This window comes from Streptomyces sp. CB02959, from assembly GCF_002803155.1.
In the GTDB taxonomy this organism is placed as follows: Bacteria; Actinomycetota; Actinomycetes; order Streptomycetales; family Streptomycetaceae; genus Streptomyces.
This window is the reverse complement of the sequence record NZ_NNBP01000013.1, coordinates 174,413-200,024: the sequence shown is the minus strand read 5'-3', so window position 1 is coordinate 200,024 and position 25,612 is coordinate 174,413. Positions and strand designations below refer to the sequence as shown.

At 71.2% G+C, this 25,612-nt stretch carries 29 protein-coding genes and 1 pseudogene; 13 read left to right on the top strand and 17 right to left on the bottom strand.

Features of this window, described 5'->3' with window-relative positions:
* Positions 1–6: 6 nt before the first annotated feature.
* The 4 genes from CG747_RS22225 to CG747_RS22210 all read right to left on the bottom strand — a co-directional run bounded on the left by CG747_RS22225 (position 7) and on the right by CG747_RS22210 (position 3,034).
* The gene (locus CG747_RS22225) at positions 7–795 is read right to left on the bottom strand and encodes a hypothetical protein (RefSeq protein ID WP_180985648.1); all 789 of its coding nucleotides are present in this window, start codon (positions 793–795) and stop codon (positions 7–9) included.
* A gap of 111 nt (positions 796–906) precedes the next feature.
* On the bottom strand, positions 907–1,425 hold the full coding sequence (locus CG747_RS22220; RefSeq protein WP_100603531.1) for a GNAT family N-acetyltransferase: 519 nt from the start codon (positions 1,423–1,425) through the stop codon (positions 907–909).
* Between the two features lie 190 nt (positions 1,426–1,615).
* The gene (locus tag CG747_RS22215) at positions 1,616–2,275 is read right to left on the bottom strand and encodes an HAD family phosphatase (RefSeq protein ID WP_100603530.1); all 660 of its coding nucleotides are present in this window, start codon (positions 2,273–2,275) and stop codon (positions 1,616–1,618) included.
* A 3-nt stretch (positions 2,276–2,278) separates the two neighbouring features.
* On the bottom strand, positions 2,279–3,034 hold the full coding sequence (locus tag CG747_RS22210; protein ID WP_100603604.1) for a DeoR/GlpR family DNA-binding transcription regulator: 756 nt from the start codon (positions 3,032–3,034) through the stop codon (positions 2,279–2,281).
* A 72-nt stretch (positions 3,035–3,106) separates the two neighbouring features.
* Here CG747_RS22210 and CG747_RS22205 point away from each other — a divergent pair, with 72 nt between their 5' ends.
* Complete coding sequence (locus CG747_RS22205; RefSeq protein WP_100603529.1) at positions 3,107–4,387, top strand: MFS transporter; 1,281 nt, start codon at positions 3,107–3,109, stop codon at positions 4,385–4,387.
* Between the two features lie 133 nt (positions 4,388–4,520).
* A complete protein-coding gene (locus CG747_RS22200; protein ID WP_100603528.1) occupies positions 4,521–5,300 on the top strand; it encodes an alpha/beta fold hydrolase in 780 nt (259 codons plus the stop codon).
* Positions 5,301–5,445: 145 nt separating this feature from the next.
* Here CG747_RS22200 and CG747_RS22195 read toward each other — a convergent pair whose 3' ends face one another.
* Together CG747_RS22195 and CG747_RS22190 are read right to left on the bottom strand one after the other, a co-directional pair.
* Positions 5,446–6,024, bottom strand: coding sequence for a transposase (locus tag CG747_RS22195; RefSeq protein WP_257980625.1), 579 nt, complete (start codon positions 6,022–6,024; stop codon positions 5,446–5,448).
* 96 nt (positions 6,025–6,120) lie between these two features.
* Positions 6,121–6,654 carry a GNAT family N-acetyltransferase gene (locus tag CG747_RS22190; protein WP_100603526.1) on the bottom strand — a complete coding sequence of 178 codons (534 nt, stop codon included), beginning with the start codon at positions 6,652–6,654 and terminating at the stop codon, positions 6,121–6,123.
* A gap of 326 nt (positions 6,655–6,980) precedes the next feature.
* Between CG747_RS22190 and CG747_RS22185 the strand changes: the two genes are divergently transcribed.
* Positions 6,981–7,523, top strand: coding sequence for an SRPBCC domain-containing protein (locus tag CG747_RS22185; protein WP_100603525.1), 543 nt, complete (start codon positions 6,981–6,983; stop codon positions 7,521–7,523).
* A gap of 237 nt (positions 7,524–7,760) precedes the next feature.
* A complete protein-coding gene (locus CG747_RS22180) occupies positions 7,761–8,033 on the top strand; it encodes a hypothetical protein (protein WP_257980624.1) in 273 nt (90 codons plus the stop codon).
* A gap of 177 nt (positions 8,034–8,210) precedes the next feature.
* Here the strand turns inward: CG747_RS22180 and CG747_RS48150 are convergent, their stop codons facing one another.
* Both CG747_RS48150 and CG747_RS22175 read right to left on the bottom strand, forming a co-directional pair.
* Positions 8,211–8,369 carry a hypothetical protein gene (locus CG747_RS48150; protein ID WP_180985647.1) on the bottom strand — a complete coding sequence of 53 codons (159 nt, stop codon included), beginning with the start codon at positions 8,367–8,369 and terminating at the stop codon, positions 8,211–8,213.
* Entirely contained in the window at positions 8,366–8,605 is a 240-nt protein-coding gene (locus CG747_RS22175) for a hypothetical protein (protein WP_100603524.1), read from the bottom strand. The genes CG747_RS48150 and CG747_RS22175 overlap by 4 nt, the downstream gene beginning before the upstream one ends.
* An 81-nt stretch (positions 8,606–8,686) precedes the next feature.
* On the opposite strand from CG747_RS22175, the gene CG747_RS22170 reads away from it, so the two are divergent.
* From CG747_RS22170 to CG747_RS22150, 5 genes are all read left to right on the top strand, one after another.
* Positions 8,687–9,331: a TetR/AcrR family transcriptional regulator gene (locus CG747_RS22170; RefSeq protein WP_100603523.1), complete on the top strand. Its 645-nt coding sequence runs from the start codon at positions 8,687–8,689 to the stop codon at positions 9,329–9,331.
* Between the two features lie 151 nt (positions 9,332–9,482).
* A complete protein-coding gene (locus CG747_RS22165) occupies positions 9,483–9,881 on the top strand; it encodes a RidA family protein (RefSeq protein ID WP_100603522.1) in 399 nt (132 codons plus the stop codon).
* A gap of 126 nt (positions 9,882–10,007) precedes the next feature.
* A complete protein-coding gene (locus CG747_RS22160; RefSeq protein WP_257980623.1) occupies positions 10,008–10,739 on the top strand; it encodes a LysR substrate-binding domain-containing protein in 732 nt (243 codons plus the stop codon).
* Positions 10,740–10,811: 72 nt separating this feature from the next.
* Positions 10,812–11,870, top strand: coding sequence for a tartrate dehydrogenase (locus CG747_RS22155; RefSeq protein WP_100603521.1), 1,059 nt, complete (start codon positions 10,812–10,814; stop codon positions 11,868–11,870).
* Between the two features lie 243 nt (positions 11,871–12,113).
* Positions 12,114–12,980: a CPBP family intramembrane glutamic endopeptidase gene (locus tag CG747_RS22150; RefSeq protein WP_257980619.1), complete on the top strand. Its 867-nt coding sequence runs from the start codon at positions 12,114–12,116 to the stop codon at positions 12,978–12,980.
* Between the two features lie 109 nt (positions 12,981–13,089).
* Here the strand turns inward: CG747_RS22150 and CG747_RS22145 are convergent, their stop codons facing one another.
* Positions 13,090–14,391, bottom strand: coding sequence for a C2 family cysteine protease (locus tag CG747_RS22145; protein ID WP_100603519.1), 1,302 nt, complete (start codon positions 14,389–14,391; stop codon positions 13,090–13,092).
* A 155-nt stretch (positions 14,392–14,546) separates the two neighbouring features.
* On the opposite strand from CG747_RS22145, the gene CG747_RS22140 reads away from it, so the two are divergent.
* Positions 14,547–15,044, top strand: coding sequence for a DinB family protein (locus CG747_RS22140; protein ID WP_100603518.1), 498 nt, complete (start codon positions 14,547–14,549; stop codon positions 15,042–15,044).
* 311 nt (positions 15,045–15,355) lie between these two features.
* Here CG747_RS22140 and CG747_RS22135 read toward each other — a convergent pair whose 3' ends face one another.
* The 4 genes from CG747_RS22135 to CG747_RS22115 form a co-directional block, all read right to left on the bottom strand.
* A complete protein-coding gene (locus tag CG747_RS22135) occupies positions 15,356–16,603 on the bottom strand; it encodes a S8 family serine peptidase (protein WP_100603603.1) in 1,248 nt (415 codons plus the stop codon).
* Positions 16,604–17,154: 551 nt separating this feature from the next.
* Positions 17,155–18,030, bottom strand: a complete 876-nt coding sequence (locus CG747_RS22125; protein ID WP_100603517.1) for an NAD(P)H-binding protein — start codon at positions 18,028–18,030, stop codon at positions 17,155–17,157.
* Between the two features lie 230 nt (positions 18,031–18,260).
* A complete protein-coding gene (locus CG747_RS22120; protein WP_100603516.1) occupies positions 18,261–18,605 on the bottom strand; it encodes a helix-turn-helix transcriptional regulator in 345 nt (114 codons plus the stop codon).
* A 75-nt stretch (positions 18,606–18,680) separates the two neighbouring features.
* Positions 18,681–19,574, bottom strand: a complete 894-nt coding sequence (locus CG747_RS22115; protein WP_100603515.1) for a TIGR03620 family F420-dependent LLM class oxidoreductase — start codon at positions 19,572–19,574, stop codon at positions 18,681–18,683.
* A gap of 232 nt (positions 19,575–19,806) precedes the next feature.
* Here CG747_RS22115 and CG747_RS22110 point away from each other — a divergent pair, with 232 nt between their 5' ends.
* Complete coding sequence (locus CG747_RS22110) at positions 19,807–20,292, top strand: DUF1772 domain-containing protein (protein ID WP_100603514.1); 486 nt, start codon at positions 19,807–19,809, stop codon at positions 20,290–20,292.
* 35 nt (positions 20,293–20,327) lie between these two features.
* Here the strand turns inward: CG747_RS22110 and CG747_RS22105 are convergent.
* Both CG747_RS22105 and CG747_RS22100 read right to left on the bottom strand, forming a co-directional pair.
* Positions 20,328–20,933: pseudogene (locus CG747_RS22105) on the bottom strand (acyl-CoA dehydrogenase family protein); the annotation flags it as partial.
* A 274-nt stretch (positions 20,934–21,207) separates the two neighbouring features.
* The gene (locus tag CG747_RS22100; RefSeq protein ID WP_100603513.1) at positions 21,208–21,465 is read right to left on the bottom strand and encodes a hypothetical protein; all 258 of its coding nucleotides are present in this window, start codon (positions 21,463–21,465) and stop codon (positions 21,208–21,210) included.
* A gap of 355 nt (positions 21,466–21,820) precedes the next feature.
* Here CG747_RS22100 and CG747_RS22095 point away from each other — a divergent pair, with 355 nt between their 5' ends.
* Positions 21,821–23,089: a cytochrome P450 gene (locus tag CG747_RS22095; protein ID WP_100603602.1), complete on the top strand. Its 1,269-nt coding sequence runs from the start codon at positions 21,821–21,823 to the stop codon at positions 23,087–23,089.
* A gap of 76 nt (positions 23,090–23,165) precedes the next feature.
* Here CG747_RS22095 and CG747_RS22090 read toward each other — a convergent pair whose 3' ends face one another.
* A complete protein-coding gene (locus tag CG747_RS22090; RefSeq protein WP_100603512.1) occupies positions 23,166–23,822 on the bottom strand; it encodes a response regulator transcription factor in 657 nt (218 codons plus the stop codon).
* The gene (locus CG747_RS22085; protein WP_180985646.1) at positions 23,815–24,975 is read right to left on the bottom strand and encodes a histidine kinase; all 1,161 of its coding nucleotides are present in this window, start codon (positions 24,973–24,975) and stop codon (positions 23,815–23,817) included. The genes CG747_RS22090 and CG747_RS22085 overlap by 8 nt, the downstream gene beginning before the upstream one ends.
* Positions 24,976–25,140: 165 nt before the next feature.
* Between CG747_RS22085 and CG747_RS22080 the strand changes: the two genes are divergently transcribed.
* Positions 25,141–25,602, top strand: coding sequence for a hypothetical protein (locus CG747_RS22080; RefSeq protein WP_100603601.1), 462 nt, complete (start codon positions 25,141–25,143; stop codon positions 25,600–25,602).
* Positions 25,603–25,612: the final 10 nt, after the last annotated feature.

Below are 25,612 nucleotides of genomic sequence, written 5' to 3'. Positions count from 1 at the left end.
CGCAGGTCAGTGCTGGTCCACCCGGAACCCGTGACGGTGGTCGGCAGGGCAGGTGAAGATGCGCAAGTCGCCCCACCGGCCGATGATGACGCCGGTCTCGTCGTCGCTGGCCACGGTGAACAGGAGCGTCATGGCCGTGCCGCAGTCTTCGCAGGCAAAGGTTGCGGGCTGCGTCAGGTGCCAGGTCGGCCAGCCGCCGAGTTTCCAGCCGGCGAGGCGGGTGATGGCGTCACCGCCGTCGCCGGTCGCGCGGACCAGTTCCTCCAGCCGCGGATGGAGTTCCGCCGGCAGCTCCTCGCGGAAGGGGAAGTCGGTCACCTGCTCAGGGGTGATGGCGCACGCCCGCGGCAGATAGCCGTCCTCCTCCCACCGCGAGGGCGATGGCAGAGTCGACAACGGGCTGAGCACGTCGGCGGCCCGCCGCCAGCGCAACTCGACCACCGGGCTGATGTCGGCCTGCGGGGCGGGAGGATCCCAGTGTTCGTTGGGACACCAGAGGATCTGCAGGAGGTCGATGTCGGCGGGCCACCAGGGTCCCGGCACGTCGCTGCGGAAGATCTGTGCGACCGGCACCATGGCCGTGGCGGGCACGCCGTCCTCGCTGTTCTCGTCGGGCAGGGAGCATTCGGGCCACGGCTCGTCACTCGGCCACAGCAGCGGGCCGCCGATGGAGCTGCTCCGGTGGTCCGGCTCCGCTTGCTCGGGATGGAGTACGACTGCGTCGCGAGCGTAGGGAGCGAGTTCGGGAAGAGCGGCGAGTATCGCTTCGACTGACGGTCTGGGGGTGCGGGTCATCATGTCTTCCGGTCGGCTGGTCGTAGATCGCTCGCAGCGTATAGGCAGGGTCTGACAGCCGTTCCCCCGCGCGGTTCACCGGCGGGAGCCACAGTCGGTGGATCGTCGAAGTCATCGGCTGATGTGGCGATGCCATCGGATCTCGCCTTCGTGCCGTTCGCCGGTGGCGGTGAGCCCGGCGGCAGTGGCGACGGCGGCGGATGCCCGATGTTCGGGGTGGATGTGCGCGATGACAGTGTGCACCGGCTGCCGGCTGAGCCAGGTGACGAGTCCGCGGGCTGCTTCGGTGGCGATGCCTCTTCCCTGCCACGGGGTCCCCACCACCCAGGCGATCTCGGCGATGGGGCCGCGGCCGGTGGGGCTGACCGTCGCCTGGACCGTGCCTGTCAGGCAGGACTCGGCACGGAGCCGGATCACCCAGTTCAGCCAGGACACGGCCGGGTCGGGAGGGCCTGCGGTCATGCGCCGGTAACGAGCGCGCATGGCTTGCGGGGTGTCCGGAGTGCCGCCGATGAAGGTGTGCAGGGCCGGATCGGACAGCGCCGCGGCCATCTCCTCGGTGTGTGCAACGTGCAGCGGCAGCAGGTCCAGCCGCCTGGTGCTGATGGCCTGGGCCGCAAGGGTACTCACGCCGTGACCATCTCAGGGCGTTCGACGAGTCGGCACACCGGGGCGCCCCTGCGCGCCGTTGCGGACCGCCCGTCGACGCCCCTCGCCGTCGCGCTCGTCAGCCAATTCGACTGTGCAGGAGTTGACTTCGGGCTCCGGTGCGGCGGCCGGCAGCCGCCGTGCGCCTTCCCGGAAGGTCTCGTCCACCGCATCAGCCAGGCGTGGGTGGCCGCCTTCTCCCGAGTGGGTCCGGTCCGCCCTCACCGGCGTCCCAGCGGTCGAGGCGGTCCCGCAGTCGAGCCGGGGTGGTGAAGAGGTGCCCGCGCATCCCGGTTGCTTCGGCGGCGCGGACGTTCTCCTGGCGGTCGTCGACGAAGAGGATGCGGTGCGGCGGATCGGACAGCGCTCGCTGACACCAGTGGTAGGCGGCCGGGTCGGGTTTGGCGTGGCCGATGCGGCAGGAGAAGGCGCAGACGTCGAAGTGGCGGAGCCAGGCGTGGTGGGATGCGTAGTGGCGGGCCAGTTCCTCGGGGATGTTGGAGAGCAGGCCGATCCGCCGGCCGCGCGCCGCCAACTCCTCGACCAGGGCGACCATGGTCCCGTCGACCGCGCTCCAGCTCGCGATGTCGGTGGCGATCAGTGCGGCGATCCGCCGGTCGTCGAAGCGGGTACCGACGCGGTCGGCGACCTGCCGCCAGTAGCCGGGCCCGTCGGTCTCGCCGCGGTCGTACGGCGGGCGCACGGCCCAGTAGGCGTCCCAGAAGTCCGGTGCGGGCACGCCCGCCGTGCGGACCAGGCGCTGTCGGCCGTCGGTGGACTGCGGGCAGGCGAGGACGCCGAAGAGGTCGAAGAGAACGGTGCCGGGCGTCATCGGTCACACCGTCCGAACGGTCACGCCCGCCGCGGTCAGCCGGTCCGTGCGGTCGTCCGGGGCGGCGTCGGTGACGACGGCGTGCAGGGCGGCGGCGGGGGCGACGTGGGCGAGGGCGGTGCGGGAGAGCTTGCCGGCTTCGGCGACGGCGATGACCCGGCGGGCGCAGCCGATCGCGGTGCGTTTGATGGCGGCGTCGTCCAGGTCGTAGGCGGTGAGGCCGTGCTCCGCGGTGAGGCCGCAGCAGCCGAGGACGGCGGTGTCGAAGCGCAGGGCGGTCAGTGACGCCTCGGTCAGCGGGCCGGTTAGCGCGAGTTCCCCGGGCCGGGGTCGGCCGCCCGGCACCAGCAGGGTGAGGTGCGGGCCGTCGGCCAGGGCGTTGACGGCGTGCAGGGAGAGCGGCATGACGGTCAGTCGGCGGTCGCCCAGTGCGCGGGCCACTTCCAGGCAGGTGGTACCGCTGTCGAGGACGACCGACTCGCCGTCGGCGATCAGTCCGGCGACCTCGGCGGCGATCCGCCGCTTGGCCTCCAGTCCCTCCTGGGCGCGCAACGCGAAGGGGGGCTCCGCGCCGCGCAGCAGCAGGCTCCTGGCTCCCCCGCGGTAGCGCTCGATGACGCCCTGGGCGGCCAGCGCCTCCAGGTCGCGGCGGATGGTCATCTCCGAGGCACCGGTCAGCTCGGCCAGTTCGGCGACGCCGATGCGCCCCGCCTCACGTACGGCCTCGGTGATCCGCCTCAGTCGCTCTGTACCGGACATACCCAGATTGAACATCGCGTGTGTTTGAAATGCAAGCTTCCGCACATCTTTCTTGTTCGTTATGTTTGCTTCATGGAGACACGGACACGACCGGAGACGCGCCCGAGCACCTCACCGGGGACCCGGCTGCGGGCCGGGCGGGCGGCGACCTTCGCCTACTTCGCACTCAACGGCTTTCTGATGGGGATGTGGATCGTCCACATCCCCAGCATCGAGCACCGGGTGGGGATCAGCCATGCGGTGCTCGGCTGGCTCCTGCTGCTGCTCGGCGCGGGCGCCTTCGTCGGAATGCAGCTCGTCGGGCCGCTCACCGACCGCTTCGGCGCCCGCACTGTCGTACCCCTCAGTGCGGCACTGTGCAGCCTCACCCTGGTCCTGCCCGGACTGGCCACGCACGCCTGGGCGTTGGGGGCGGCGCTGCTGCTGCTCGGGCTCGGCAACGGCTGCCTGGACGTCAGCATGAACGCGCACGCCGTCCAGGTCGAAGGCGGCTACCGGCGGCCCGTGATGTCCACCTTCCACGCCACCTTCTCCATCGGTGGCGTACTGGCCGCCGCGGCGGGCGCGCGCACCCTCGCCCTGGGCTGGAGCCCGGCGGTGGCCCTCGGCGCGGTGGCCCTCCTGGGCCTGGTCGTCGCCGCCCTGGCCGCTCCGGCGCTGCTGCCGGCCACCAGTCGCCCGAACCGCGCCCCGGACGCGGCACCCCCCGGCTCCACCGGCCCGGATGCCGTCACCGGCTCGGTCCGGGCCCGGCGCGGCACACCCCGCCACATCTGGGTCCTGGCCGCCCTCGCCCTGATGATCATGCTCTGCGAGGGCGTGGCCAACGACTGGAGCGCGCTCCACCTCCGCACGGTCCTGGACGCGCCCGCCGCCACCGCCGCCCTCGCCTACGGGGCGTTCGCCACCACCATGACGCTCGGCCGGCTGCTGGCCGACCGGGCGGCCGCCCGCCTGGGCCCGGTGGCCATCCTCCGCTACGGCGCCGCCACCGCCGCCGCGGGCCTCACCGCGGCGGCCCTCTCCCCCTGGATCCCCCTGGCCCTGGCCGGGTGGGCGGTGTTCGGCGCCGGACTGTCCGGTTGCGTCCCCCAACTCTTCAGCGCCGCCGGCCACACCGACCCGGACAACGCCGGCGCCAACGTCTCGCGCGTCGCCGGCCTCGGCTACCTCGGCATGCTCGCCGGCCCCGCCGTGATCGGCCCCCTGACCCACGTCGTACCGCTCAACCTCACCCTCCTGCTGCCCGTGGCGTGCTGCCTCGTGGCCGCAACCACGGCCGGGATCCTGCGCCCCGGCCGCAGCCCCCGGCACACCGCCGCCGCCCCGGATGACGCCGGTGCGGCGGCCTGACCGGCCACGGACTCCGCGCGGACCGAACCCGCCGACGGGGGCGGCCGGCACCCGTGCGGGGTTCCCGCCACGGCGCCGCGGACCGGCAGTTACCCTCGTCCTCCGTCGATCGTGATTCCAGGGGGCCCGGACCGTGCGCAACGCCGTAGTGACAACCGAAGGTGACCGGATCCGTTGGGTCGAACTGCCGGGCCGGGAGCCGGTCCGCGTCTACCTGCACGGCCTGGGCTCCACCTCCCCCGCCTACTTCACGGAGAGCGCCGTCCATCCGCTGCTGACCGGTCACCGCTCGCTGCTGGTCGACCTGCTCGGCCACGGCATCAGCGACCGCCCGACGGACTTCGACTACACCCTGGAATCCCACGCCGACGCCCTCGCCAACGCCCTGACCGCGGCGGGGGCCACCGGTGCGCAGTTGATCGCCCACAGCATGGGCGGCTCGGTGGCCATCGTCCTGGCCGCCCGGCACCCGCAGTTGGTCTCCCGGCTGGTGCTGATCGACGCCAACCTGGACCCGATTCCGCACCGCCCCGGCGCGGGCGGCAGCAGCGGCATCGCCGGCTACTCCGAGCCGGAGTTCCTCGCCGGCGGCTGGGCGGAGGTGCGCGACCGGGTCGGCGCGCACTGGTGGTCCACCATGCGCCTGGCCGGCCGCGAGGCCCTGCACCGCAGCGCGGTCAACCTCACCCGCGGCACCGTGCCCACCATGCGTGAACTCCTGCTGGACCTGAAGGTTCCGCGCACCTACCTGCTGCCGGCAGCCGACGGCCCGCTCCCCGGCGCCGCCGCACTCGTCGAGGCCGGGGTGGACGTGGTCCCGATCCCGGACTGCGGACACAACATCATGCTGGACAACCCGGACGCCTTCGCCCGGGCCACCGCCGCCGCACTGACCGACCCGGAGCAGGGGTGACGGGCGAGGGGTGACGGGACGACGAGTGGCCAGGCCGCGGACGGCGACCGGCGGCCTCTCCCTTCCTTGGTGGTCGGCTCCGTAACGACCTTGGGGGCAATTGGGGTCGGGGCAGATTGGCCTGGGGTTTCGGCTGATGGATGAGTCAGCAGGTGTTGGTGCGGACGGGCACGAGCGCGGTGCTGGTCCTGCGGCGAGTGGCGCGCCTGACGGAGCGGTCGGAGACGAGGGAGGCGATCGCGGCGTGGGTTTCTCCGTAGCTCTCGCGGCGTCCGGTGTATCGCTGCAGCGGGCGCCACTTCTTCAGCTCGGCGTTGGTGTGCTCGATGCAGATCCTCACCGAGGACTGCCGTCGCTTGGCCTCCCGCCAGGCCCGGTGTTCGCCTTCGCAAGCATCCTCGCCGGGCTTCTTCGGCGGCGCGCTGATCTGGTCGGGGACGGCGAAGCCGCGGGCCGCGAGCAGGAACCGTATCTCCCGCACCGCCGCCGAGACGGTGGAGCGGTCCACCCCGTACAGATCCGCCAACGCGGCGTGCGGCAGCTGGTGACGCAGGCAGATCAGCGTGACCAGCAGCCGGTCGGTGAACACCAGCTTCACCTTGCGTCCCGCCCCGGCCAGGCGCTTCCGAAGACCCCCACGCCACTCGGCCCGATCCGACTCCCGCGCCGCCTCCCAGGGTGTCGCCAACTGGACTATCAGGTCGGCGAAGTGTTGGCGTGTCACACCAGTGAAGGCGTGATGGGACAGGGCGACACGATCCAGGGCAGCAGTCACATCTCCCGATCGTGCCGCCCGACTCTGACATTGCGTCAGCCTCGCTCAGAAGCTGTGCGATACGAGCTCCAGCCGCAACCGAACGTAGTCACAGTCCAGCGGTCCTGGACAGCGCACTCCGTCCGGCCGCCACCCATTTCGGGCGTAGAAACGCTGCGCACGGGTGTTGGACGCCCAGCACTCCAGCACACCCTCGGCGCAGCCGGCGGCCGCGGCCAGCGCAACGAACTCCCGGTGCAGAGCCCCACCCACCCCGCGCCCCCAGGCGTGCGCCAGTACCCCGATCTGGTACAGCTCGTAGTACGTCGAGGAGTCCAGGTCTTCGTGGTGCGGTGGCCCGGCAGCAAGCAGCCCGACCACCGTCCCGTCCAAGTCTTCCGCGACCAGCGTGGCGCGCGCCGGCGCGGCCAGCACCCTCGTCCAGGCGTCGCGCCGTTCGCCCCATGCACTCGGGTCGGCGAGTTCCTCCTCGGGCATGCCGCCCGCGGTGTAGTACGCGGTCCGGGTCCGGGTGTGCACGTCGGCAAGGACGTCGGCGTCCTCGGCGGTCGCCTCACGCAGTCGGACACCTTGTTTCATGCCCCTCAGGACGCCTGCACCCACCCGACTGGTTCCTCCACGGGCCCCATCGGCGGCCAAGCATGACTCGCGATGGAGGACCCGCCGCGATCCTCACGACGAGACGCCCGGCTGCCAGCACGACAGCAAGATCGATCAGAGGATATGACTCACCTCCTCAATTGCCCCCAAGGTCGTAAGTCCTTCGGGGGTTGACTCCGGAGCCGGTGTGGTGCCTGGTGTCTGGTCCGCTCAGGTGCCCGAGGTTGGCGAGGTACTACTTGTCGTTGCCGGCGAGGTAGAGGGTGAAGCCCGAGCCGAATGATCAGCGTGCTACTGTCCGCGGCATGAGCCCGGGCAACGTCGATCGCGTCGACCAGGACGCACCCCAGTTCGGCGAGGATCAACGGGCCAGCCATGGTTCGTTCGCCCTCGATGTGACCTTCTCCGCTCCGCCCGAGCGGGTCTACGCGGCGTTCGCCGAACCCGAGCTTCGCGTCCGCTGGTTCCGCCTCCCAGGCGAGTCCCAGACGGCCGAACACGAACTGGACTTCCGCGTCGGCGGCGGCGAGACGGCCCGCAACCTCTTCGTTTCCGGGGACATCCAGGAGCGCCTGGAGTACCGTTCGCGGTTCGTCGACCTGGTCCCGGCGCGGCGCCTGGTGTACGTCTACGAGGCACACGTGGACGGCGTGCGCCGCTGGGTCTCCCTGGTGACGATCGAACTCACCGCACAGGACGGCGGAACCCGCCTCGACTGGACAGAGCAGTACACCTACCTTGTCCTGAGCGGCGACGGCATGCAGGACACCGCCCACCTCCGCGGCGGCACCAGGCTCATCCTCAACGGCCTCGCCACCGTCGTCGACCCCGAGCGCTACCGCGCCTGAGGTGACCCCGGAAACCTGGACACACGGATTCATGCCCGATGCCAGTGACTTGGTGGTCGGCTCGGTTGTCCTTCGGGGGTTGGCGTGGGAGGCGGTGCTGTGGCTGGCGTGTGGTCAGGTGTCGAGGGCGGCGAGGTGGAGTCGGCAGGCGCAGTCGAGCGCGTCTGCGGGGGTGCTTGTTGGGCTGCCGGTGGGTAGCAGGGCATCCTCCAGGATCCCTACGCCAGTGCCAAGCGGGTGTTCTGGATCGTGGGCAACGGCTCCTCCCACCGCGGCCAGAAGGCCGCCGACCGGTTGGCCGCGGCGTTCCCGAATGCGGTGATGGTCCCCCCCGTGCACGCTTCATGGTTGAACCAGGTGGAGGTCTACTTCTCCGTCGTGCAGCGCAAGGTCGTCTCACCCAACGACTTCACCGACCTGACCCACGTCGGGGACCGGCTCCGAGCCTTCGAAGACCGCTACAACGCCACGGCACAGCAGTTCCAGTGGAAGTTCACACCTCCGGCCTGAACGATCTGCCGGCCAGGCTCGACCAGCACACCGCCGATCACCAGGCAGAATCCTCCACCGCGCTGGCAGCGTGATCAACCCTCGAAGGATTTACGAACTCGACCGCTTAGGGACCGAGCGGCCCGGCCCGGGCCGCAGGCAGCCCTCCCCACCAACTCTTCGACGGTGCCCGGCGGCTCAGTCGCGCCGGTCCTTCGTCCGTCCGGCCTTCCGCCAGAGCAGCGTCATGCCGCACGCCAGGACACCGAGGGCCGCGATCACGATGACGATCTTGATGACGCGGTCCAGCAACAGGTGCGCAAGGAGGTCGGACGACCCCGCGGCGAGGCCGGTCATCGCCGGCCGTCCCGCTGCCGCGACCCGGACGTACCGCGCCTTCCGCCGCCCTCGAACCGTCGGGCGGCGGCACGCAGCCCGGCGCGCACCACGGGGTCGGCGTACCGGCGGACGTCGTCGAGCCGCCCGCGGCGCTTGAGGGTCAGCGCGACGGCGAAGACCAGCAGCGCCAGCACCACCACGCCGCCCACGATCACACCGAACCTGACGAGCATGAAATTGAGGTACGTCTCCACGAGGAAGCCTCCACCCGTTCTGTCACACCTGTGATATTTCCCTGCCACTCCGTTGTATCACAGGTGTGATAGAACGGTGCCATGCCCAAGCACGTGGATCCGGAGGCCCGCCGACGCCTCGTGGTCGACGCACTGTTCCGCGTCGTCGTCCGAGACGGTCTGCAACGCACCTCGCTGCGCGCCGTCGCCGCCGAGGCGGAACTCAACATCGGCTCCCTGCGGCACTACTTCGCCAGTCAGCACGACCTGATGCAGTTCGCGATGCAGTCGATGATCGACCGGGTCAGCAGCCGCCTGCTCGCGCACCTCAAGCCGATCGACGGCCTCAGCCGCCGCCCCCGCACGGAACAACTCCGGCTCGCCGCCGCACTCCTGGCCGAACTCCTGCCCCTCGACGAGAACCGGCGCGCCGAGGTCACCGTCTTCCTGGACTTCAACGCCGCCGCCCGCACCAACCCGGCGTTCGGCGACCTGTCACGCAAGGCCGCCCGAGGCACCAGACGACTGGTGCGCGGCGTGCTCACCCGGCTCGACGACGCGGGCACCCTGCGCCCCGGCCTCGACCTCACCATCGAGACCGAGCGGCTGACGGCACTCCTGGACGGACTCGGCCTCAGCGCCGTCCTGCACCCCGACGTCCTCGATCCGCAGACCTGCGGCGATGTGCTGGTGACCCACCTCGGCGGTCTGTCGCTGCCCGGTGATATCGCACCGCTGGCACGGTAAGGACCGCCCGGACAACGAGACTTCCGGAAATCCCGGAACCGCCGGAGTCCCCGGAACCTCCCCACCTCCGGGGCTTCCGGGGCTTCCGGGGCTTCCGGGGCTTCCGGGGCTTCCGGGGCTTCCGGCGACGAGCAACGAGCAACGAGGAGACATGATGCAGCACTTCATCCGGCCCGAGGGCGCACCGCCGGTCAACGGCTACAGCCATGCGGTGGCCTTCGCCGGGCCGATGGTCGTGGTCTCCGGCCAGGTCCCCCTGGACCAGGACGGCCGACTGGTCGGTGAGGGGGACGCCGAAGCCCAGATACACCAGATCTACGCGAACCTGGCCACCGCTCTGAAGGCGGCCGGCTCCGGCCTCGACCACATCGTCAAGCTGACGGTGTACCTCACCGACCTCGCGGACCTCGACGCGTTCCGTCGCGTCCGGGACCAGTACCAGGATGCCGCACGCCCCGCGGCCTGTTCGCTGGTCCAGGTCTCCGGCCTGGTCAACCCCGCGTTCCGGGCCGAGGTCGAGGCGTGGGCGGTGGTACCGGCGGCCTCCTGAGGGCACGGCCGCCGGACGGTCGCCGCGCTGAGCCGGTTGTCGTGTGACGGGTGACTGGTGACTGGTGACGGGTGACGGGTGGGAATGCCCAGTTCGGTCGGCGCGTGACGCGTGAGAATGCGCAGCATGGACATCCGACAGTTGGCGCTGATCGAGCCGGCGCGCGCTGCCGTGCGCAGTCTGGAGACGGCACGGGCGAGCGTTGCCGCCGTACACGAGCTGCGGGACGGGCGACTGGACGTGGCGTCGATGCCGTCGCAGGCGGTCGAGCCGCTGACGACCATGGTGCGCGCCTTCAGCGGGCGCTATCCGGGGGTGTCCGTGGCGGTCAAGGCGGCCTTCACCTCCCGGGACGTGGTGGACATGGTGCGCACCGGCGCGGCCGAGCTGGGGCTGCTGGCCGTGCCGGGCCCACTGCCGGAGGGGGACGTCGTCGCGCATTCAGTCGGTGAGCAACGCTTCGTGCTGGTGGTGCGCGGCGGCGTCGACGGTGCTCCGTTCGTCGGCCGACAGACCGTGAAATGCGAGGAGCTGGAAGGCCAACGGCTGATCGTCGGGCAGCGGGGAACCGGGATGCGGGCGTATGTGGACGGGCTGCGGGAGCGCGGGATCACCTTCAGTGTCGCCGCCGAGACCGAACACCGAGTGTCCGTGCTCCCGCTCGTCCTGGCCGGAGTGGGAGTGGCGGTGCTGGCCGAGTCCTGGCGCGGCCTGGCCGAACGGGCCGGCGCCCGGGTGCTGGACATCGAACCGCGGACCACGCTGCGGATCGGGCTGGTCAGCCGTCGCTCCGGGTTGTCCCCGGCGGCACGGGCGTTCGTGACGACCGCCCTGGACTCGTCGACCCCCGGCAACTGATAGGCGCGGCCGATGACGCAGATCGGGATTGCGTCTTGGACGGGCCGAGCGGCGATTGCTGCAATCGGACGCATGACCACCCATCACATCGCCCTCATTCCCGGCGACGGCATCGGCACCGAGGTGCTGCCTCCGGCGCGGCGCGTGCTCGACGCCGTCAGCTGCCGGCACGGCTTCGGCCTCTCCTACACCTCATACGACGACTGGTCGTGCGCGCGGTATCTGCGGGAGGGCGCCATGATGCCCGAGGACGGCCTCGACCGGCTGCGCGACCAGGACGCGATCCTGCTCGGCGCGGTCGGCCACCCGGACGTACCGGACCATGTGTCGCTGTGGGGGCTGCTGATCCCGATTCGCCGCACCTTCCGGCAGTACGTCAACCTGCGGCCGATCCGGGTGTTCGAGGGCGTCGAGAGCCCGGTGCGCGGTGCGGTCCCCGGGGCGGTGGACCTCGTGGTGGTCCGCGAGAACACCGAGGGTGAGTACAGCGAGGCCGGCGGGCGGCGCAACCGGGGCTTCCCCGAAGAACTGGCCGTGCAGGAGGCGGTGTTCACCCGGGCCGGGGTGACCCGCGTGGTGGACTACGCCTTCGGCCTGGCGGCGGGCCGGAGCGGGCGGCTGACCTCGGCCACCAAGTCGAACGGCATCGTGCACACCCTGCCGTTCTGGGACGAGCTGGTCGCCGAATGCGCCACCGGCCACCCCCGCGTCGCCTGGGACCAGGAACACATCGACGCGCTGGCGGCCAAACTCGTCCTCGATCCGGCCCGTTACGACGTGATCGTCGCCTCCAACCTGTTCGGGGACATCCTCAGCGACCTGGCCGCCGCCGTGGCCGGCTCGATCGGCATCGCCCCGGCCGCCAACCTCAACCCCGAGCGCGAGTTCCCCTCGATGTTCGAGCCGGTGCACGGCTCCGCACCCGACATCGCCGGCCTGGGCGTCGCCAACCCCCTGGGGGCCATCTGGTCGGCGGCCCTGATGCTCGACCACCTGGGTCACCGGGAGGCGGCCGACGACATCACCCGCGCCTTCGCCTCCGTCCTGGCCACGACGGACGTCCGCACACCGGACCTGGGCGGCACCGCCGGCACCGCGGACTTCACCGACGAACTGCTCCGACTCCTTTGATCGGTAGGGCAGTTGAAGTCGTGATGGATGCCTGGTTGCCGAGGTGGCGGCCGGCCGCCGGGAGGTTCCTGACGTCCGTGCCCGGGCGGTCGGGTGGAGCGCACTACACCTCGTCCGGTGGACAGGGCTCGACGGGGCATTGGGGTGCCGGCCGGATTCTGTCGCGCGACGGGTCTCCGTAGCGTCGCTTTCATGATCAATCATTCAGCGGCAGGCCAGCCCGTGCGAAGGCGTCGCGGGCCCGTGGTGTACCTGGCGATCGCCTGTCTGGGCATGTGGGTGGCGATGTCGCCGCTGCTGCTCGGCGGCTTCCAGCGCGGTGACGCGCGGGAGGAGACCGGTGCACTGGCGGAGGTCTGCATCACCGCGGCGATGTGCGCGCCCGCGCTCGCCGCGCTCCTCGTGATCCGCCTGATCGAGCCCGGTGGCCGGGTGCGGGACGCGCTCGCGCTGCGCTGGCCGCGGCCGTGGGGACGCGGCGTGCGGCACTGTCTGGCAGGGCTCGCCGTGCCCGCCGGCCTGACCGTCGCCGCGCTCGCCATGGGCGCCGCCGCGGGGGCCTATCCGGTGGGTGAGCTGCGATGGAGCGCGGTGGCCGGTTGGTCGGGCGGCATGGTGGTGCAGATCGTGGTGTCGCTGCCGCAGTTCTTCGGCGAGGAACTGGGCTGGCAGGGCTACCTGTTCCCGCGACTGGCCCGGGGCGGTGGCGGGAAGCGCCTGGTGTCGGCGTATCTCCTCACCGGCTGCGCCTTCGCGCTCTGGCACCTGCCCACACTGTTGATGGGCGGTCAGTATCCGGGCCGGCCGTGGTACGTCGCCGTGCCCGCGATGCTGGTGAGTTGCACGCTCGTCCTGCCGGTCTTCACATGGCTGCGGCTGCGCTCCGACTCGGTCCTGCCCGCCGTCCTCGCGCACGCCTTCGTCAGCACGGCGAGCGTCGGCATGGTCAAGCGGTTCGCCGACCCCGACGCCGCGCTGGACCCGCTGCGCATGGGTCTCACCGGCTGGCCCGGTTGGATCGTGATGGGCGCGCTGGTCGCGTTCCTGGCCCTGACGGGCCGGCTCCGCATGCCGCCCCGCGTCCCGGCCTCCCGCACCCTCGGCGAATGAAGACCGCCCCCATCACTCCCGCCCCCAGTCCCAGTCACGGTGCCGATGCCGCCGCCGGCCGGCCGAACCTCCCTGCGCACGGTGCGGCCGAGGTGCTCGCGGAAGGGCGTCACCAGGTGTCGACGGCGTCGATGAGCACCAGGTGGTAGCCCACCTCCTGAAGCGTCAGCCAGCACTCCCACATCTTCCGGGTGGCCCCGTCGCCCCACGGATTGCCCAGACAGATCCGGCCGCCGACCGGGTCCACGTCCTTGATGAAGTAGGCGTGGTTGGCGGCCAGTCGGCCGTCCGCGATCGTCTCGCGGTCGCTGGTGCCGGGTGTGGTGGCGACGAGTGCCTGACCGCGCGCCCTGCGATCGGCGATCTCCTGGACGAGCCATGGTGAATTGAGGTCGAGCCGCTGTCCCTCGCGACCGGTGATCAGGGCCAGCGCGACGGCGACGCTGCCGCCGCTCGCGACGTCGTGGTAGTTGCCGAGCAACTGGGCGGCGGCCTTCTCGAAGTAGCCCGGCCAGGTCTCCGCGTAGCGGGCATCGTTGGTGTGGCCCTTGGCGCCCCACAGACCGCCATGGCCGTACGGCAGGTCGGGCACCAGCGTGATCGCCACCGGGCTGCCCTGGTCGTAGAGGGTGACGGTGACGGTGACCGTGCCGTTGGCCTCCAGCCGGAGGTGGCGCGGGGCGTACTGCGCGTTGGCCTGGAGCACGGCCTGCATGCTGGTCAGCAGCCAGCAGGTGTCGAACCGGCCCTGGCCCATGTCCTGCCAGGACATCGCCTCGGTCGAGGCCGAGACCCACTGCCAGTTCTCGGTGACGTACGCGCCGTCGACCTGGGCGAACGGCCCCTCGGGCAGTACCCAGCCGTGGTCGCCGCAGTCGCACCCGGCATCGTAGTCGGGCTGACTGCACGGCATCCCGGTGCCGACCAGCATCGCGCCGTACGGGCTGACCGTGCGGAGCAGCCAGCTGAAGAGTTCCTGCTGCCGCCGCCAGTCGTAGGCGGGCGCCCCCTGCGCGTCCTCGACGTGGGCGAGGGAGTCCCAGCGGTCCAGGCCCTGGGTCCCGAACCGGCGGATCACCATGTCGAGTTCGGTGGGCGGCAGCGGCATCAGCAGATTACCGACCTGGTCGAGCAGTGACCTGGCGCTGTACTGCTGCTCGTCGGCGAACAGCACACCCCATGCCTGGCGGCCGACCGCTTCGGCCCGTTGCGGGTCCGGCGGGGGACCGGCTGGCTGCCAGGGCATTTCGACCACCGGGTGGCCGCCCCGCACGTACTGGAGCCGATCGAGTCCGGCGCTGTCGCTGAATCCCTGCACCACGCCCACGGCGTCCATCAGCGCGCGGCCGCCGGGAATGAAAGGTGCGGCGACATCGGCGACCTGGCGCCAGTTGTTGCGGTGGTATCCCATGTGTTCTCCCCCGTCCGTCTCCACCCGGCCAACGAACGTACGCGGGTGGTCCGGCGGCCCGGTCGGCGACCCTGCTCAGGGCTTACTGACCGTTTCAGATTGGGTCGAAACGCTCAGTGAGCCGGATGTCAGTGGGGCCGCATAGGGTCCGGCCCATGGCTGACACTGAACTGACGACGCTGCTCGGCGTCCTGAACAGCAAGCGCAAGCACGTCCTGGGCATCCTGGAGGGCCTGGACGAGGAGGCTCTGCGGCGCCCGGTTCTACCGTCCGGCTGGACATGCCTTGGACTGGTGCACCATCTCGCTCTGGACGACGAGAAGTTCTGGTTCCGTGCGGTCGCCGCGGGGGAGCAGGCGGCGATCGAAGAGATCCTCGGCTCCGGGGAGAACGCGTGGCAGCCCGCCCCGGAGAAGACAGCCGAGGAGATCTTCGCTCTCTACCGGAAGGAAGGGGAGCTCGCCGACACCTTCCTGGCCGGCGCCGACCTGAACGCGGCCCCGAGCTGGTGGCCGGACTTCTTCGGCAACTGGCGCCTCGACAACCTGCGCGAGGTCATCCTGCACGTGATCACCGAGACCGCCACCCACGCCGGCCACTTGGACGCCGTGCGCGAACTCATCGACGGCAGGCAGAGGTTGGTTGTCACCTGACGGAAGGGCCGATCTGCTCTGCCGACCAAGATCGTCAAACGCGAGGTCCAGAGCTCAACTCGTTCTGAAACGATCAGTTGGTCCTCGGCCCGCCGCGGTGCACGGCCGCCGCCCCCTGCGCCCGGCCGACCGGCGCCCGGGACGCCGAACCCGCGTCACAGTCCGGCGGCTCGAAAGCCGCCGGACTGTGACGGGCGTTGGTGACACTTGGTGGTGGCGCCTGGTGACGGCAGTCGGTGGTGGCGCTCGGTTACGCGACGGCTTTCCGTGTCACCGCGTGCTCACCGTGCCTGGCGCCGGTTCGCATCGCCTCAGGGCGTGAAGGCCGCGGTGCCGTTCGGGGTGCCGAGGCCGGTCGGGCCGTCGTAGCCGTCGCCCGCGGTGCAGAGGTACGACGGCGAGCAGGAGCCGTTGGAGCCGGACGTGACGTCGTTCAGCGCCGAAGCGTGGGAGTAGGGGTAGGAGGCCGGGGTGTCGGACGCGCCCGGGGTGCCCGCGAGGGCGTAGACGCCGGCGATGAACGGGGCGGAGGCGCTGGTGCCGCCGTACACGTTCCAGCCGCTGGCCTGGTAGCTGTCGTAGACCGCGAGGCCGGTGGCCGGGTCGGCGACCGAGGCGACGTCCGCGACGGTGCGCTTGGCGCAACCGGTGTCCTGTTGCCAGGCCGGCTTGGCGTCGTACTGGGAGCAGCCCGAGCCGGCGCCCTCGCCGCCTGCCGAGGAGCCCCAGACGCTCTCGCTCCAGCCACGGGCACTGCCGTCCTGCTGGAGTGACGTGCCGCCGACCGCGGTGACGTACTGCGAGGCCGCCGGGTACTCGACGCCGTAACCGCTGTCACCGGAGCTGACGGTGATCGCCACGCCCGGGTGGTTGAAGTACTGCTCGTCGGACGTGGTGTCGGTCGAGTCCTCCGGACCTCCGTAGCTGTTGGAGACGAACTTGGCGCCCATGGTGACCGCGCGGTTCACCGCCGCCCCCAGGTCGTCCATGCTGGCGCTGTTCGCCTCGACCAGCAGGATGTGGCAGGAGGGGCAGGACGCGCTGACCATGTCGACGTCGAGGGATATCTCCCCGGCCCAACCGGCGTCCGGCGCCGGGTAGCTGGTGCCGCCGTTCTGGTCGACCTTCTGGAAACAGCCGTTGGCGGTGGAGCATTCCGGCAGGCCGTACTGGGAGCGGTAGGTCGCCAGGTCCTGTTCGGCGTTGGGGTCGTCGTTGGCGTCGATGATCGCCACGGTCTGACCTGAGCCGCCCGACTGGGGCAGGTTGTAGGCGCTCTGCAGGTCACTGGGGCCGAAGCCGGAGGGGGCGACGTGCGGCCGCAGCGACAGATGCTGTTTGACGTCGGTGCGGGCCACCGCGTTGCAGGCCATGTAGCCGGGCTTGGCCGGTTCCGCACACAGCCGGTGGATGGGGACGTTGGCGTGGGCCGCGGATGCGGTGGTGGACGTGTGGGGTGCGGGCGCCGCCGGTGCGGCGTGGGACGGGCCGGCGGCGATCACGCCGCCGATGACGAGGGTTGCCGCCGACAGCAGGGTCGGGACGGCGCGACGCGCCAGTCCGCTCGTGCGATCGGATCTGCCCTTTCGTAGGGAACGCAAGGGAACGACCTCCGTGGGGGAAGTGGCCGACGGTCGACGCTCCGGAGACACCTGCCGTGCCATGCTCTTCGGTGCAGAGATGTCAAGAACATGACACGTTGCGGCAGATGCAGCCATGACGCCCCGTCAGGGGTGCGTCAGTCCGCCGGTGATGAGTTGCGCACGTGCACTCACTGATGCCACCCCGGTGAGTGGTGGCTTTATGGAAAAGTAGTGAACCCTGCGTCAAGGAGACACCGAGCTACGGCAAAGGCTTGCCCTGGGTCCGTGGAACGCCCTCGCCGCCCTGCCCCGGCCTTCCGGACCCGCGTCGAACGATGCGGACGCCGACCGGACACCGACCGGACGCCCCGAAGTGGCGGCGCGCCGCACATCGCCCGGTTCGGCGAGGCCCACCGCACTCTCCCCGGCCGCCGCTCCCCTCCCCCACGCCGCAACCGCAACCGCCACAGCCACAGCCACAGCCACAGCCACAGCCACAGCCACAGCCACCCCGACCGCGACCGCGGTCAGGCGGTTCCCGATGCGGTCGGCCGCAGCAGCTCGGCGGCGAAGTCCCCGGCCGTGCGCGGCGCTCGACCGAGGACGCGCTGGACTCCGTCACCCAGTCCCGCCACGCCCTCGCGGCGGTAGTTCGCGTACAGGTCGTGCAGTCCGTCGACGATCCGGGGCGCAACCCCGCGCTCCGCCAGCCCGGCGCGCCAGGCATCGTCCAGCGGTACGTCGACATACCGCACCGGCGTGCCGAGCGCGGTTGCGAAGGACGCGGCGAGCTCGGCAAGGGTCAGTGCCGCGGGGCCGCTGATCTCGATCTCGCCGCCGGTGGGACGGTCCGCGAGGAGTTCGGCGACCGCGACCTCGGCGATGTCCCGAACGTCGACATAGCCGCGCGCACCGGGCCCGGCGGGGTCGGCCAGCGTGCCCCGTGCGAGGGCGGGTGCGGACGGCAGGAAGTTCTGCAGAAAGCGGTCGGGTTGCAGGACCGTCAACTCCTCGACGCCGGCGGCGCGCAGGCGGTCGGCGATGACGTCGTGGTTGCCGGTGACCGCGTCGGGAACGAGGTCACCGCCGAACCGCCGGGCACCGAGCTTGACGATCCGCCGGGCACCGGCTTCGACGGCGGCCACACCGAGCGCGGTCTCCGCGGCGATCTGGCCCTCGGCGAAGGGGTGCGCGAGGAAGAGGCGGTCCACGCCCACGACCGCACGGCGCACATCCGCGGCGTTCGCGGCATCCCCCCGGAAGACCTCACCGCGCACCGACCCGTCCAACGCCCCGGCGCTCGCCGCCGAACGCACCAGGAACCGCACATCGCTCCGGTCGCGCAGCGCCTCGGTCACATACCGGCCGACCGCTCCGAGCGGCGTGGCCACCAACACAGTCATCGACGGCTCCCTCCCTCGACACCATCCAGCACGACGGGCGCTACGGAGCGCCCTGCAACACCCTTTGCGGGTCGGTGAGGTGAACCGCATCGGCGCGGCGCCCTCCCGTGCCCGGGCGGCGCGGCGGACCTCGCGCCGACCACTGCGGACGTGACATGCGCGCGGCGCCGCAGGCCGGGAGGCATGGAGCCGCCCAGGCCCGGAGACCAGGCCACGCCAGGCCGGGCTTCCTACAACGTCTGTCCGAGCAGGGCGACGAACTGGGCGATGCGCTGCTCGTCGCGCTTGTAGTGGGTCCACTTGCCCACTCGGGTCGCCCGCACCAGCCCCGCCCGCTGCAGTTCGGCCATGTACGCCGACACCGTTGACTGGGCGAGCCCCGCCTTGGCCTGGATGTGGCTCACACAGACACCCACCTCGACCGGGTCGGCGATCGGCTGCATGCCTGCGAAGTGGCGCGCGGGATCCCGCAACCACAGCAGCATCTGCAACCGCATCGGGTTCGACAACGCCCGCAACGCATCGACCAGGTCGGGATCCGGTGAGGTCGCAGTCGCCGTCGCGGTGTCCGTCATGGAACCAGCGTACAGGCCGCCACCGACGTTTCGAAGAATCTCGATGCGAGGTCACCGCAGCTGCACCGCGGAAGATCAAGCACCCCCGCCGCGCGGCAGCAGCGCCTCCCCCAGCCTGCGCCAGTACGGCAGCGCGGAGCGGCCCGGCTCGATCCCGATCACCTGCACGCCGACGTGGTCGGCGCCCGCCTCCACGTGGCCGTGCAGCTTCTCGACGATGGCGTCCAGGTCCCCCCAGAACACGAAGTCGTCGACGAGCCGGTCGCTGCCGCCGTGGGCGATCTCCTCCTCCGCGTAACCGAGGCGACGGAACTTCGCGATGTTGTACGGGGTCGCCAGGTAGCCCTGGAGGTGCTCGCGGGCGACGGCGCGGGCCGTGGCGGGGTCGGACTCGAACAGCACCGGGTGCTCCACCCCGAGGAACGCGTCCGGGCCGAGGATCTCCCGCGCCTGCGCGGTGTGCGCCACATTGACGTGATAGGTGTGCGCACCGGCCGAACGGTCGCGCGCCAGCTCCAGCATCCTGGGTCCGTACGCGGCCAGGACCCGGCGCATCGGGGCCCGGGGCGCAGGGTTGTCGGACGCGAGGGCGTCCATCTCGTCGAGGTACTCGACCATCGCCGCAACGGGCTTGACCCCGGGCCGCGGCTCGCCGCCGAATCCCAGGCCGAGCACATGCCGGTCGGGATAGGCATCGGCCAGGAGGAGACTCGCGCCGTACGCCGAGCGGGCACCGCGGGACCAGATCCGGGCGATGCCGTTGACGACGTGCATCCGCTCGGTACTGGACAGCAGGAAGCCGGCGTGCGTGAGCGCCTCGCGTCCGCCGACCTCAGGGATCCAGAACGCCCGCCACCCCTGCTCCTCCACTTCCTGGATCGACTCGCGCAACTGCGCCGCCGGCTGGTTCTCGAAGTCGAAGGTGTAGATCCCGAACGTTCCGAGATCCAGCCCGTCAATGCCACCCATGGCGCATCCCCTCGTGCACGTCGCCGACACTCCGCCGCCGATCAAGAACGCATCGAACTATCGCAGAATTTCGATGTGACACGCAAGTCACCTCGCCACGCCGCGACGTCCGCGATCCGGGCCGATGGACGCCCGTCCCATGGGCGAAGGTGCCTGGAGAAATCCATAAGGGGCACCCGGGCGCCGTTCCCGTGATCTGATGTGCGGGTCCGGCAACGGGAGGGGATGACCGATGGATTGGGCTCGAACCGCTTCACTGATGGCGGCGACGATCACGATGGGGCTGGTGGCGGGCCTCCTCTACGGCTACGCCTGCTCGGTGATGCCCGCGCTGCGCCGGACGGACGACCGGACGTTCGTCGAGGTGATGCAGCGGATCAACGTGGCGATCCTCAACGGGTGGTTCTTCCTCGGCTTCGTCGGCACGCTGCTGCTGACCGGACTGGCGTTGGCACTGCATCTGGTCGGCACACGACGACCGGCCCTGTACCCGGTCGTCGCCGCCTTCGTCCTGTACCTGTCCGTGTTGGGCGTCACGCGCCGCTTCAACCTCCGACTCAACGCCGAACTGGCCGCCGCCGGACCGCCCGGGCAACTCGCCGATCCCGCACCGGTGCGGCAGCGCTTCGAGGCCGCCTGGGTGCGCTGGCACACCGTGCGCACGGTGTCGGCCACCGTCGCACTGGGCTGCCTGTGCTGGGCACTGGCGCTGGACTGAGCCGCGCCGGGTGACGCACGGCGCCCCGGTCCCGCTCAGGCATCGAGTCCACCGCGCCGGACGAGCTGGCGGGCGATGACGTTGCGTAGGATTTCGTTGGTGCCCTCGCCGACGATCATCAGCGGCGCGTCGCGGAAGTAGCGTTCGACGTCGAATTCGGTGGAGTAGCCGTAACCGCCGTGGATGCGGACGGCGTTGATGGCGATGTTCAGAGCGGTCTCGGAGGCGAAGAGCTTGGCCATACCCGCTTCCATGTCGACGCGCCGTCCGGCGTCCGCCTCCCGGGCCGCGTAGAGGGTGAGCTGACGAGCGGCGGTCAGCGAAGTCGCCATATCGGCAAGGTAGTTGGCGATCGACTGGTGTTGCCAGATCGGCTTGTCGAAGGTCTCCCGCTGCTGGGCGTAGGCCAGCGCGTCCGCCAGTGCCGCGCGCCCGACGCCGAGTGCCCGGGCGGCGACCTGGAGCCGGCCGGTCTCCAGCCCGTTCATCATCTGCCCGAACCCCTTGCCCTCGACGCCGCCGAGCACGGCGTCGGCCGGTGCCCGGTAGTCCTCGAAGGTCAGCTCGCAGCTCTCGACGCCCTTGTAGCCGAGCTTGGGCAGATCGCGGGAGACCGTCAGACCGGGGCCGTGCTCGACGAGGCGGTGACGCTCCTTGGGTGGATGCGGAGTGCCTGGAGCTATCAAGGGTCCTGGTGCCTGGGCGAGTTCCGGAAGATGCGGGAGAGGTGGAAGTTCGTCGATGCGCAGTGCTCCGCCGAGCACGTAGACGGATACGGATACGGATACGGATACCTCGGAGGGTTGGAGTCCCCGGCGGAGTGGGAGTCCCTGGCACCGGCCTTGACCGTCATCCCTGGCGGCAGGAGGCTTCGCGCGATGTCAACGCTGTCGAAGCCCCCTGCCGCGGCGGCGCCTACTCGGGCCGGTTGCCGCGGCGCCGGCGCGCCAACAGGGCCGTACCGCCGACCACAAGGCCGATGACCAGCACCTTGGCGGCCCCGTAGAGGTGCGGCAGTCCGTCCAGCCAGTCGGGAGCACGCAGAAAGACGACCGCCCCGATGCCGAGGCCGAGCAGGACGAGCACCCCACCACCGACCGGCCCCAGCCCCGCCCACCACGGGTCACTGCCGACCGGCATCGGGTCCTGGGCTTCGGGCTGCTTGTCGGTCACGAACTCTCCTTCGTCTACGTTCACCACGACGGTTCGGTCACTCGCGTCGCGTTGCGGAATCCCGCGTTTCAGACATCACATCAGGGCAGCTGCGACCATGAACACGCCCGGCGCAACCGACTCCCCCGGAACGAGACGCCGATGGCGGCCCACGGGTTGCCTTCTGCGATCATCGCCGTCGGCCACGGCCTGCCGTATCAGCACGGCCGCCCCGGCCGGTACGCCATCGACCCGCCCGCCCCCTCCGGAGACAGACACCATGACACGACCCACAACCCAGCAGACCGAACAGACCGAACAGACCCAGCAGATCGACCAGGCCGAGCAGACGGAGAATACCGAACAGGCCGCGCAGATGGATGAGTTCGAGCAGGCCGGACGATCCACGCGGGACGACGCCACGGCGGTCCACCGGCCATTCGACGCGGAGTTCTTCCGCGATCCCCATCCGGTGTACGCCCGGCTGCGGAGCTTAGGCCCGGTCCTCAAGGTCGCCCTGCCCGACGGAACCCGGGCCTGGCTCGTCACCCGCGAGGAGCACGTCCGGGCCGCCTTCAGCGATCCGCGGCTGTCGGTGAACAAGGCGCGTTCCCGCAACGGCTACCAGGGCTTCTCCCTGCCGCCCGCCCTGGACGCCAACCTCCTCAACATCGACCCCGACGACCACCTCCGTCTGCGCCGGCTGGTCTCCAAGGGGTTCACGCCGCGGCACGTCGAGCGGCTCCGCGGCCGTGTCGTCGCGGCGGCCGCCCACTACGCCGACCGCCTGGCCGACCGTCTCGCGGAGCACGGAGAGGCCGATCTCGTCGCGGAGTTCGCGAATCCGCTGCCGCTGGTCGTCATCGGCTACCTCCTGGACGTTCCCGAGCCGGACAGCAGGGCGTTCTCCGGTTGGGTCGACGCCATGTTCGCGCCTGCGCACCCCGGTCACACCGCCGAGGCCATCGAACACATCCACCGCTATCTGCTGGGCCTGATCGGGGTGCGCCGGGCGGCTCCCGGGGAGGATCTGCTGTCCTCGCTGATCGCCGCGCGGGACGCCGGCGACCGGCTGAGCGAGGACGAACTGGTCTCGCTGGCCTTCCTCCTCCTGATGGCCGGCACCGAGAACGTCCAGCACCTCATCAGCGGTGGACTGCTCGCCCTGCTGCGCCACCCCGAGCAGCTCACGGCGCTCCGCCGACGACCGGAACGCATGCCGGACGCCGTCGAGGAACTGCTGCGCCACGCCCACGCCAACCAGATGGCCGTCCGCCGGTTCCCCACCGAGGCCGTCGAGATCGCCGGGACGCGGATCCCGCCCGGGGACACCGTGCTGCTGGCACTCGCCTCGGCACACCGCGATCCGGCCCGCTATCCCGAGCCGGACCGCTTCGACATCGACCGGGCGGACACGTCCCATCTCGCCCTGGGATACGGCCTGCACTACTGCCTGGGGGCGTCGCTGGTCCGGATGGAGATCGGTACCGCGCTGAGCACGTTGCTCGAACGGTTTCCTGGTATCCGACTGGCCGTATCTGAAACGGAGTTGGAGTGGCGGCAGTCGTTCCGGTCGCATGCGCTCCGGCGGTTGCCCGTGTCCGTGCCGACGTCGGCGCCCGGGCCGGTGTCGGCGCCGGTGTAGGCGCCTGTGTCGGTGGGATGAGCCGGAGCAGGAGCGGTGCCCGCGGTCGGCGTCCGGGCCGGGGGGGGACGGAGCGTCAGAGGCCGTGCTCGCGTACCCGCTCGACCAGGGCCGCGGCCTCCGTCCGGTTGCCGACCCGGAGCTTGGCGAAGAGGTTGTTGACGTGGGTCTTGACGGTGGCGACGGAGACGTAGAGGGTCTCGGCGATGGCGCGGTTGGTGCGGCGCTCGCCGAGCAGTTCCAGGACCCGGGTCTCCTGCACCGTCAGGGCGTACGCCGCCGCGATCCGCTCCAGCGCCGTGCGGTGCGTCAGGCCGCGCACCATGGCCGAGGCGATCTCCGGGGCGAAGGTGCGGTGCCCGTCGGCGGTCGCGGTGATCGCGGAGACGATCTGGGCCCGGCCGGCGCTCTTCGTGAGGTAGCCGGCGGCGCCCGCCTTGAGCGCGCCGACGATGGAGGCGTCGTCGACGTAGGTCGTCAGGACCAGCACCGCCGGTGCCGGGTCGAGTCGGGTGAGGGCGCGGGTCGCGGCGATCCCGTCGACCCCCGGCATCCGCAGATCCATCAGCACCACGGCCGGAGCCAGGCGTCGCGCCAGGTCGACGGCGGTGGCACCGTCGGCCGCGGAACCGACCACGTCGACGTCGGGTTCGTGGTCGAGGATGGTCACCAGGCCGTCGCGGACCGCGGCCTGGTCGTCGGCGACGATCACCCGGACCGGTCGGTCACTCATAGGGCACCCGGCATTCCACGATCCACTCTCCCTCCGCTGGGCCGGCGGTCAGTCTGCCACCGACGATCTCCGCGCGCTCCCGCATGCCGGGCATGCCGTGGCCGCCGGAGATGCCTGGTTCCGGGCGTTCGGCCGGTGGTGCCAGTGGGTTGGCCACGCGTAGCAGCACGGCGTCCCGGCCCGCCTCGACGGTGATGGTGGCGGGGGTGCCGGGTGCGTGTTTGCGGGCGTTGGTGAGTGCCTCGACGGTCAGGGAGGCGATCACCTCCCCCACCGGGACGGGCACCCGGGCCGACTCGCCGCGCACGTCGACGTCGACCGTCATCCCCAGCGCGCGGGCGCCGGTGACGATCTCGCCGAGCGCCGCGTCGATGCCGGCGGGGAGCCGGCGCAGGGCGTCCACGGCGTGCTTGGCGGCCACCAGGCCGTCGGCCGCCATGACGCGTGCGCCGCGTACCCGGGCCACCACGTCCTCGTCCGCGCCACGGGCCACCGAGACCGCTTCCAACGCGTCCAGTTGGATCACCAGGCCGCCCAGCGAGTGGGCGAGGACGTCGTGGATGTCCCGGGCGATCCTGGCGCGTTCCTCCTGTACGGCTTGTTCGGCCCGGCGCTCGGCGGCGCCGCGTTCGGTACGGCGGTCGAGGCCGCTCAGGCGGCCGAGGAAGCCGAAGCCGCTGGCGGTCGTGGCGGAGATCAGCACCGAGACGGCCACCCGGGGTCCGCCGCCGGCGGCGTCGTGGGCGACGACGAAGCCGGCGACGCCGGCCGTGAGGGCGACGCTGATCCACAGTGCGGGCGTTTCGACGGCCGAGATCAGCAGGAACAGGCCGGCCGCGCCCACGAAGGCCGGGGCGGACGGGTCCGTGGGGCTGAGCCCGGCGCAGACCGCACCGCCGACCAGCAGTACGCTCCACGCCACGTCCGGCCAGGGCGGCGCGAGGACGTGCCGGACGATGGCGGTCACCGTCCACAGTGCGAGCAGCGCGCAGACCAGTGCGGTGTTCCAGGGCGGGTGGGCGGTGAAGGTGTGCAGGACCACGGCGAAGGCGATGGCCAGGACGTGCAGGGCCAGCCGGCGGAGCCGTGCCTTGTCGAGGCCGTCCCGGAACCCGCCGGCGGGCCGCCTGGGTATGTCGTTGTCGTTCCGCACGGCCCCATCTTGCCGGTGACGGCCCGGAGTGCCGTGCCCGGCGGTCGCGTTCTCCACCCTTTTCTCCAACCCGGTGGTCGATCCGTGGCGGGCGGCCCGGCCCGCAGGGTGGGAGGGGGCGGCGCGCCGCCGCCCCGCTCGTCGTCGCACAGAAGGTTCTGGGTCATGGACAATCCCACCGTCACCAACCTCACCGTCACCGTCGTCGTGCTGGGGTGGCTGCTGTCCCGTCAGCTGGTGGAGCGCCCGCTGCGGGAGAGGTCCCCGGTCGGTCTGGTCCTGATCGTCATCGGCGGGTTGGAGACCGGCTGGTACGTCACGGCTCATCCGCTGTCCCTGCGGGACGGTGTGCTGGCCGCCGTGAGCCTGGCCGTGGGGGTGGCGCTGGCGGCGGTGCGGGCGTACACCGTGCGGTTGTCGGTGCGCGGGGACCGGGTCGTGCGGAAGGGTACGCCGCTCACCGCGGCGCTGTGGGTCGCCGGTCTTGGCCAGCACTTCCTGATCAGCGCCGCGATCGCGGCCGGGATCGGCGAGGTCAGTGTCCTGTTCTACTTCGGTGTGGTGCTGCTGGCGCAGCAGCGGGTGCTGGTGGCGCGGGCCGCCACGGCGGGCCTCGCCGATCTCTGACCGGGGGCGC